This is a genomic window from Burkholderia sp. ZZQ-2 (genome assembly GCF_050768715.1).
GTDB lineage: Bacteria > Pseudomonadota > Gammaproteobacteria > Burkholderiales > Burkholderiaceae > Burkholderia > Burkholderia cepacia.
In genome coordinates, this window is sequence record NZ_LDVA01000230.1 from 1 (window position 1) to 7,911 (window position 7,911).

The following is a 7,911-nucleotide window of genomic DNA, read 5'->3' on the forward strand; positions in this document are numbered from 1 at the left end:
CATCGACTTCAGCAACTGCACGGCCATCGCACTCGTGAAGTCATAGCGTGCCGCGTACGGTTCGTGCGCCGTCGCCGTCAGGACCCCGAAGAACCGGTCGCCGAGCACGAACACGAACGTGCCGCTGCGGTTCACCTTGCGCGACTCGATCAGCCGCGCGCCGCGCGCGTAGACGTTGAAGCGCTGGTCGCCTGTCCCGGTCTTGCCGTACACGTCGAGCGTCTTGCCGTCGGGCAGCGTGAAGCCGCCCGCGAGGCGGCGCGCGGTGCCGTTGAGCACGACGTCGCGCAGCAGCTTGTGCGCGACGTTGACGATCTCGGGCGACAGCACCGGTTGCGGCTGCGCGGCCGCGCGCACGAAGCGTGTTTCGTACGGCGTGCCCTTCGCGAAGTCGAGCCGTGTGATCGTCTCGGTCGGCGCTTTCTGGCCGCCGTTCGCGATCAGGCCGATCAGTTTCGCGAGCGCGTCGGGCTGGTCGCCCGATGCGCCGATCGCGGCCGCGTACGACGGCGTGACTTCCGCGAACGGGTAGCCGAGTGCCCGCCACGACTTCGTGATCTCCGCGTACGCGCGCAGTTCGACCATGCGACGGATGCGGCGGTCCTGGGTCGCGTGGTAGCGCGTCTTGTACAGCCACGAGTACGTGTAGAAACGCGCGTCGCGGCTGTCGCGCTGGACATCGGCAAGCGGCGCCGCCGGGTGGGCGCGCAGGTAGTTGAGCGTCCACAGCGCGAGCGGATGCACGCTCGCGATATAACCGCGATCGTTGAGGTTGAAGCGGTCGATCGCGTACTTCGCGTAAAGCCTGGCGAGATCGTCGTCGGACAGCGTCGCGGCCGGCGTGCCCTTCAGTTGCGCGCGCATCTGCGCGTCGAACCACGCGAGCGATTCGTTCGGCGCGACGCTGCGCAGCACCGTCGCGATCTTCGGCGGCGACTTGCGCACGTCCTTCAGCATCAGCGCGAGCGCGTCGTCGGACGCCTTGCCCGCATAGCGCGTGTAGTAGCGCTTCACGTAGACCTGGCTTTCGCCGTCGACGAACTGCTGCAGGTAATGCCGGCGCTGTTCGGGGTCGCCGAGCCACGACGACGACGGGCCGGCCGCCTGCAGCGTCTCGTAGTGGACGATGTCGCGCATCAGCCGCACGAACACGAGGTTGACCGAGTGCTCGAAGGCCGCGTGCAGCGTCAGGATGCGGCCGTTGTCCGACTTTTCGAAGTTCGAGAACACCTGTGCGCCGCCGCCCGTGTAGAACACGTCCGGGCTCGCCGAATACTTGCGTTCGACGGACGCGTCGAGCATCGCCTGCAGCGAGCGGTCGCGCGTATGCGACAGGTAGTCGAGCGCCCAGTGCGACAGCCCGTCGATCGGGTCGGGCTTCACGCGGGCCAGCTCCGCGTTCGACAGGTTCGCGTAGCGCGCATGCAGGTCGGACACGATCTGCAGGTAGGTGATCAGCGTGCGCAGCTTCGCGGTCGAGCCGAGGTTGATGCGGCCGCCGCGATTGACGTCGAACGGCTCGTTCACGCTGTCGGTCTGCACGCGCAGCAGGTTCGCGCCGTTGCGGTGTTCGTACAGCGTGAAGCTGTACGTGAGGTGCGACGGGTCGTCCTTCGGCGCGAGCATCTCGAAACCGTACAGGCCTGCCGCCTGCGCGCCGTCGCGCGTCGACGCCCGTGCGAGCCGTTCGGCGACGGCCTGCTGCACGCCGTTGTCGAGCGTGCTGGTCGCCTGCAGGTCGAACTGGTCGAGCTGGTACAGGTCGCTGATGCCGAGCGCCGACAGCAGCGACGCGCGTGCGGACGTCACGGCCTTGCGCGACACGAACGACTGCACGTGCACGGCGGCCGGCGGCGCGCTGCGTTCGATCTGCGCGGCAAGCGCGGCGTCGCGCAGCGCCGGCGAGATCACGCCGCCGTTCGACAGCAGCCTCAGGTAGCTGTCGGTCAGCCGTTCCAGTGCCGGATAGCCGCGATTGAGGAAGTACGACGGCGCGCGCTGCGCGATGATCAGCGACAGCACCTCGCGGAACGCCTTGCCTTGTTCGTCGACGTTGTCGCCAGTCGTCGGCGCGGACAGGATGCGGTTCACGTCGTTGAAGTCGCGGCCGTACCACGCGGCGAGGCCGTCGCCGATGCCGGTGATCTCGCCGATGTGCGGCCGCGCGGCGAGCGGGACGGAATTCAGGTAGCGCACGACGATGGTGCGGCGCGCGAGCATCGTCTGCGGGCCGTTCAGGTACGCACGCACCGACGCCGACGCGATCTGCCGCAGCTTCTCGGGCGGCGTCGCGGTGCGGCCCTCGGGCGAATGGCGGAACTTCTCGATCTGCGTCGCGAGCGTGCTGCCGCCCGGGCGCGCCTGGTGGCGGTTGACGACGTGCAGCGCCTGGTCGGCGAGCGCGCGGCTGAAGCGCCCCCAGTCGATCGCCGGGTTGCGGTTCGGCTCGTTCGCGTCGAGCAGGTAGCGATCCTCGATGAACAGCAGCGAATCGACGATCACGCGCGGCACCCCGTCGAAGTCGGCATAGACGCGCTGCGGGAACACGGTCGCGAACAGCGGCGCGCCGGTCGAGTCGAACAGCGTCAGGCCCGCCTGGTCCTTCTCCTCGAACGGGAGGAACAGCCCGCGATCGCCGATCGACAGCATCCGCTGCGAATCGCGCGCCTGCTTGCCGACGACGAAGCCGCGCGCGAGCAGCCGTTCCTGGAACGCCGGAATCATCGCGTAGCCGAGGCGCTGGTCGTACGGGCCGTTCGCGGGGAAGCGGATGCGATCGCTCGGGCCCGCCTCGAGCGTGTAGCCGACGTCGCGGGTGAGATCGGACAGGTAGTGCGCCTGCAGCCGGGACGTTTCGATCTCGCTCTGCACGAGCCGCGCGACGATCGCCACCGCGATCAGCAGCGCGGCGAGCAGGGACCACTTGACCCACGTCCAGACCGATGCGGGACCGGTCACGCGCGGCAGGATACGATTCAGCGGCCGATTCATGGCGGCGTCTCCCTGAAGGCGCGGGCTCCGGCCGCACCCCATTAAGGATTAGTGTAGTCCTCCGCAGCGGGCTGCCAAGGGCGTCGACTACCGAGATGCGTCGACGCAACGTGCATGCCTGTGATGCGCGGCAACGGGCGCCGCGCCGAGATGGTGCGCGCCGCTGCGGCTTAAACGTTTGCGCGTTGCGCGCGGCGGCGTCCGCGTGGCAGGGGCGGCGGCGGGCAGGCCCGCGCGGCCGGGCCGACGGACGATGCACGGATTTCGTGCGCTGCGGCATCGTTCCAATTCGGGCCGGAACCCGCTCGTGAAAGGGGGGGGGGCGTCGCACGGCGACGCTACGGGTTTCCGCGATAGCCGCGCGCGCCGGCGGCGGGTACGATCGCCGGATGTGCGGGGCATGTCCGCTTCCGCCCGGAGTCCCATGGCGATCCATCCCGTCGCACTCGTGTGCACGGCCATCCTCGGGCTGCTGCTGTTCGGGCTCGGGTTCGTCGTGTCCGTCACGCGCTTTCGATGCACCATCGGGTCCGGGTGTGCGTCCGACCCGACGAACGGGTTGCACAAGATCGTGCGCGCGCACGGCAACACGGCCGAATACGCGCCGTTCCTCGCGGTGCTGTTTCTCTATTTCGGCGCCCACGATCCGTCTCGCGCGATCCTCGCGCTGATCGTCGCGGCAACCGCGTTCCGCTGCCTGCTGGTCATCGGATTGCTCGCGTGGCCGACGATGGCCAACCCGAATCCCGTGCGTTTCATCGGCGCGCTCGGCACGTATCTGTGCGGGGCCGCGCTGTGCGTCGCGCTGTTTGTCTGAACGGCGGCGCTACCGCCACAGCAGCGTCGCGCGATCGTGCCGGCGCACGGCTTCGACGAAGCAGTGGATCAGGTAGTCACAGGCAATCGTGTTCAGCGCATCGCGGCGCATGAGCACGCCGACCGGCACGGCCGGAATCGTCTCCTCCACGTCGATCGCGACCATCCGCTCGCGAATCCAGTCGACTTCCATGAAGCGCTTCGGCACGCACGACACGGTGTCGGTGTGCACCGATAGCGAAAACGCCGCGCTGAACGACGTGCATTCGACGATCGGCTGCGGCGCATCGGGCGCCGATTCGACGGGGCACGCGGCGGTTGACGCGATCAACGGCCCCGGCGCGTCCGCGAACGACCGCCAGTTCGAGGCGCGGATCGGCATCCGGCACAAGTTCTGACGAATGCGGGCGATCGGCTAGCGGCGGCCACGAGCGGTGATATGCTCGCGGCACGCCCGCGATCGACGGGCGGATTCCGATTGCCCGCGTGCGGCCGTGATGCCGCGCTGCACGGCATTTCCGAGGGAAGAACCGACACATGAGCCGCAAATTCATTCTGAAGGGCGACACGACCGACCACGGCGGTGTCGTGCTCGACGGGATCGCCAATTCGTCGTTCGACGGACGCGAACTCGCCTATCTCGGGGCGTCGGTGTTCTGCGCCGCCTGCAAGTCTCCCGGCGTGATCGTATCCGACGGCGGCGAGCGGACGATGACCGTGATGGGCAAGGTCGTCGCGCTCGAACACGACCTGTGCCAGTGCACGCCGCAGCCGAAGCTGATCGCGTCGCAGGCCACCGGGACGATCACCGGATGAAACCCGCCGCGCGGATGCGCTCGGCATCCGCGCGGCCTCGGCGCACGGCCAACGGCGGTCAGACGCTGCCTTCGGTTTCGATCACGAGGATGCGTGCTTCGCCGAGCGGATGCGCGACGTGCTCGGTGCCGGCCGTCGCGTGGAACACGTCACCCGTTTCGAGCACCGTCGCGTGCTCGACGCCTGCTTCCCGATAACGCATCTCGACGCGACCGTCGAGCACCGCGAACACTTCCTCGCCGTCGTTCACGTGCCATCGATACGGCCGGTCGGTCCAGTGCAGGCGAACCGTGATGCCCCCCAGGTTCGCGATGTCGAGCGCGCCCCACGCACGGTCCGCGGTGAACGCGGCGCTGCGGACGATGTTCATCGATATGTTCTCCGGCGCGAGTGCGCGTCGTCTTTCAGTCGTCGAGGCAATTTCTACGTATCCGCATTCAGCGCGACATCGCGCGCAGCGCCTGTTCGATCGTCGCCTTGCGCTTCGCGAAACCGGCCGCCGAACGTTCGGTGACGCGCTTCACGACGGCTGCCGGCGCGGTGTCCGGCGAACCGGCGTCGAACGGCGGTGCGGGTGCGTATTCGAGTTGCAGCTGGATCGCCTGCGCTTCCTCGTCGCCGGCCAGTTCCGCGGCGATCGTCAATGCGAAGTCGATGCCGGCCGTGACGCCGCCGCCCGTAATCAGGTTGCCGTCGCGCACCACGCGCTCGCGCACCGGCACCGCGCCGAGCGGTTCGAGCAGCGTGTGGAATGCCCAGTGCGTCGTCGCGCGCCGCCCGCGCAGCAGGCCGGCCACGCCGAGCAGCAGCGCGCCCGTGCAGACCGACGTCACGTAGCGCGCGGTGGCCGCGCGCTGCTGCACGAAGGCGATCGTTTCGGCATCGAGCAGCAGTTCGTTGATCCCGATGCCGCCCGGAATGCAGATCACGTCGAGCGGCGGGCAATCGTCGAACGTGCAGGTCGGCGCGAGCGCGAGCCCGCTGCTCGACGCGACGGTGTCGCGCGACTTCCAGACCAGGTGGACGGCCGCGTCGGGCAGCGACGCGAGCACGTCGTGCGGGCCGGTGAGATCGAGTTGCTGGACGCCCGGGAACACGAGAAAGCCGATATGCAGGGTCATGCGAAGACTCCGGTTGGAAGGGGGGCGCACCGTTGCCGGCGCGGGATGGACAGATCGATTCTAGGCGCGTAGTGTTTGGCGAAATTGCCATATCACCCACGTTTTCAGCCAATCGCCATGCCTGCCGCCCCGCGTTCGATCCTGGTTCTCGCGTTCCCTCGTGCCCAGCTGCTCGACGTGTCGGGGCCGCTGCAGGTGTTTGCGTCCGTCAACGAGCTCGCGCAGGAGCGCGGCCAGCCGGCGCCCTACGCGCCGCGTGTCGTCGCGGCCGAGGCCGGGCCCGTCGAGACGTCGTCGGGTCTCGTCGTGATGGCCGAGTCGCTGCGCTCGGCCGCACGCCATCCCGATACGCTGATCGTCGCCGGCGGCAAGGGCGTGCATGCGGCATCCCGGGATGCGCGGCTGGTGCGCTGGGTGCGGCAGCAGGCGGCGCGCACGCGGCGCGTGGCGTCCGTCTGCACCGGCGCATTCCTGCTCGCCGAGGCCGGCCTGCTCGACGGGCGCCGTGCGGTCACGCACTGGGCGCGCTGCGACGAGTTCGCGGCGCGCTATCCGAACGTGCGCGTCGAATCCGATCCGATCTTCATCCGCGAAGGCGCGCTGTGGACCTCGGCCGGCGTGACGGCCGGCATCGATCTCGCGCTCGCGCTGGTCGAGGAGGACCTGGGGCGGGCGACCGCGCTCGACGTCGCGCGCGAACTCGTCGTGTTCCTGAAGCGCCCGGGCGGACAGGCGCAGTTCAGCACGATGCTGTCGATGCAGCGCACCGACGACCGGTTCGGCGAACTGCATGCGTGGATGGCCGAGCACCTGACGGCCGACCTGTCGGTGCCCGCGCTGGCCGAGCGCGCAAGCATGAGCGAGCGCAGCTTCGTGCGCCACTACCGCGCGGGCACCGGCCGCACCCCCGCGCGCGCGGTCGAGCAGCTCCGCGTCGAGGCCGCGCAGCGCCTGCTCGGCGAAACGGCGTGGCCCGTCAAGCGGATCGCAGCGCGTTGCGGCTTCGGCTCCGAGGAGACGCTGCGACGCTGTTTCGTGCGGGTGCTGGGCGTGTCGCCGCAAGGCTATCGCGAGCGCTTCGTGCGATAACGCACGGCGTGCGGCTGCGCTCGGGGCCGGAACGATCGCCGAGTGAAACTGAACGGAAATCGATCGCTTTCCAGTCCGAAACGCAGAAACTATTCAGGATCGGAGAACAATGGGCGGGGGCTTGTGCCGTGCCAGTCGCGCGCTCTATTCTGTTCCGTTGGCGATTCGAAGGGGGAGCAGCATGGACCGAATCCAGGCAATGGAAGTTTTTACCCGTGTGGTCGACGCGAACAGCTTCACACGCGCGGCCGACACGCTCGCGATGCCGCGAGCGTCGGTGACGACCATCATTCAGAACCTCGAGGCGCTGCTGGGCGTGCGCCTGATGCACCGGACGACACGCAGGCTGTCGCTCACGCCGGAAGGTGCAGCGTACTACGAGCATTGCACGAAGATCATCTCGGAGATCGCGGAGGCCGACGCGAGTTTCCAGACGGGCAACCGCAAGCCGAGCGGCGTGCTGCGTGTCCACATGCCGAGTTCGCTCGGGCGGCGCATCGTGCTGCCGTCGCTGTCGATTTTCCGGCAGCGCTACCCCGACATCACGCTCGAACTGGGGCTCTCCGACCGCTACGTGGATCCGGTCGAGGAGGGCATCGACTGCATGATCCGGGTCGGGCCGCTCGAGGATTCGTCGATGGTCGCGCGGCGGATCGGGATGCTGAAGCGCGTGACCTGCGCGTCACCCGACTACCTCGCGCGTCACGGCGAGCCGCACGAGATTGCCGATCTCGCCGACCATCACGCGGTGAATTTCCGTGCGAGCCACGGCGCGCGTGCGATTCCGTGGGTGTTCATGATCGACGGCAAGCCGTTCGAGGTGCGGATGAACGGAAGCGTCACGGTCAACGATTCGGATGCCTACGTGACGTGCGGGCTCGAAGGGTTCGGGATGATCCAGCCGACGCTGTTCATGGTGCTGCCGAACCTGCTCGACGGCTCGCTGGTCGAGGTGCTGCCTGACTGCAATCCGAAGCCGAAGCCGATTTCGATCGTCTATCCGCACAACCGGCACCTGTCGCAGAAGGTGCGTGTGTTCGCCGACTGGGTCGCGGAGGTGTTCGAGGCGACGCCGTCG

The 7,911-nt window shown here is 68.5% G+C and carries 9 protein-coding genes; 5 read left to right on the forward strand and 4 right to left on the reverse strand.

The window, feature by feature from the left end; translation table 11 throughout:
* A partial coding sequence (locus tag ABY44_RS15385) for a transglycosylase domain-containing protein (protein WP_431641380.1) occupies positions 1-2,991 on the reverse strand: 2,991 nt, incomplete at its 3' end.
* A 424-nt stretch (positions 2,992-3,415) separates the two neighbouring features.
* On the opposite strand from ABY44_RS15385, the gene ABY44_RS15390 reads away from it, so the two are divergent.
* On the forward strand, positions 3,416-3,808 hold the full coding sequence (locus ABY44_RS15390) for an MAPEG family protein (protein ID WP_034195853.1): 393 nt from the start codon (positions 3,416-3,418) through the stop codon (positions 3,806-3,808).
* A 9-nt stretch (positions 3,809-3,817) separates the two neighbouring features.
* Here the strand turns inward: ABY44_RS15390 and ABY44_RS15395 are convergent, their stop codons facing one another.
* Entirely contained in the window at positions 3,818-4,000 is a 183-nt protein-coding gene (locus ABY44_RS15395) for a hypothetical protein (protein ID WP_060174906.1), read from the reverse strand.
* Between ABY44_RS15395 and ABY44_RS15400 the strand changes: the two genes are divergently transcribed.
* Positions 3,999-4,205, forward strand: coding sequence for a hypothetical protein (locus tag ABY44_RS15400; protein ID WP_060174907.1), 207 nt, complete (start codon positions 3,999-4,001; stop codon positions 4,203-4,205). The genes ABY44_RS15395 and ABY44_RS15400 overlap by 2 nt on opposite strands.
* A 139-nt stretch (positions 4,206-4,344) precedes the next feature.
* Positions 4,345-4,623 carry a PAAR domain-containing protein gene (locus ABY44_RS15405; RefSeq protein WP_431641381.1) on the forward strand — a complete coding sequence of 93 codons (279 nt, stop codon included), beginning with the start codon at positions 4,345-4,347 and terminating at the stop codon, positions 4,621-4,623.
* Positions 4,624-4,681: 58 nt separating this feature from the next.
* Here the strand turns inward: ABY44_RS15405 and ABY44_RS15410 are convergent, their stop codons facing one another.
* Both ABY44_RS15410 and ABY44_RS15415 read right to left on the reverse strand, forming a co-directional pair.
* Positions 4,682-4,993 carry a cupin domain-containing protein gene (locus ABY44_RS15410; protein ID WP_060174908.1) on the reverse strand — a complete coding sequence of 104 codons (312 nt, stop codon included), beginning with the start codon at positions 4,991-4,993 and terminating at the stop codon, positions 4,682-4,684.
* A 67-nt stretch (positions 4,994-5,060) separates the two neighbouring features.
* Entirely contained in the window at positions 5,061-5,744 is a 684-nt protein-coding gene (locus ABY44_RS15415) for a DJ-1/PfpI family protein (protein WP_021160187.1), read from the reverse strand.
* Between the two features lie 117 nt (positions 5,745-5,861).
* Here ABY44_RS15415 and ABY44_RS15420 point away from each other — a divergent pair, with 117 nt between their 5' ends.
* Together ABY44_RS15420 and ABY44_RS15425 are read left to right on the forward strand one after the other, a co-directional pair.
* Positions 5,862-6,833, forward strand: coding sequence for a GlxA family transcriptional regulator (locus tag ABY44_RS15420; RefSeq protein WP_060174909.1), 972 nt, complete (start codon positions 5,862-5,864; stop codon positions 6,831-6,833).
* A 181-nt stretch (positions 6,834-7,014) separates the two neighbouring features.
* Positions 7,015-7,911: LysR family transcriptional regulator (locus ABY44_RS15425; protein ID WP_431641382.1), on the forward strand; the 897-nt coding region annotated here is incomplete at its 3' end.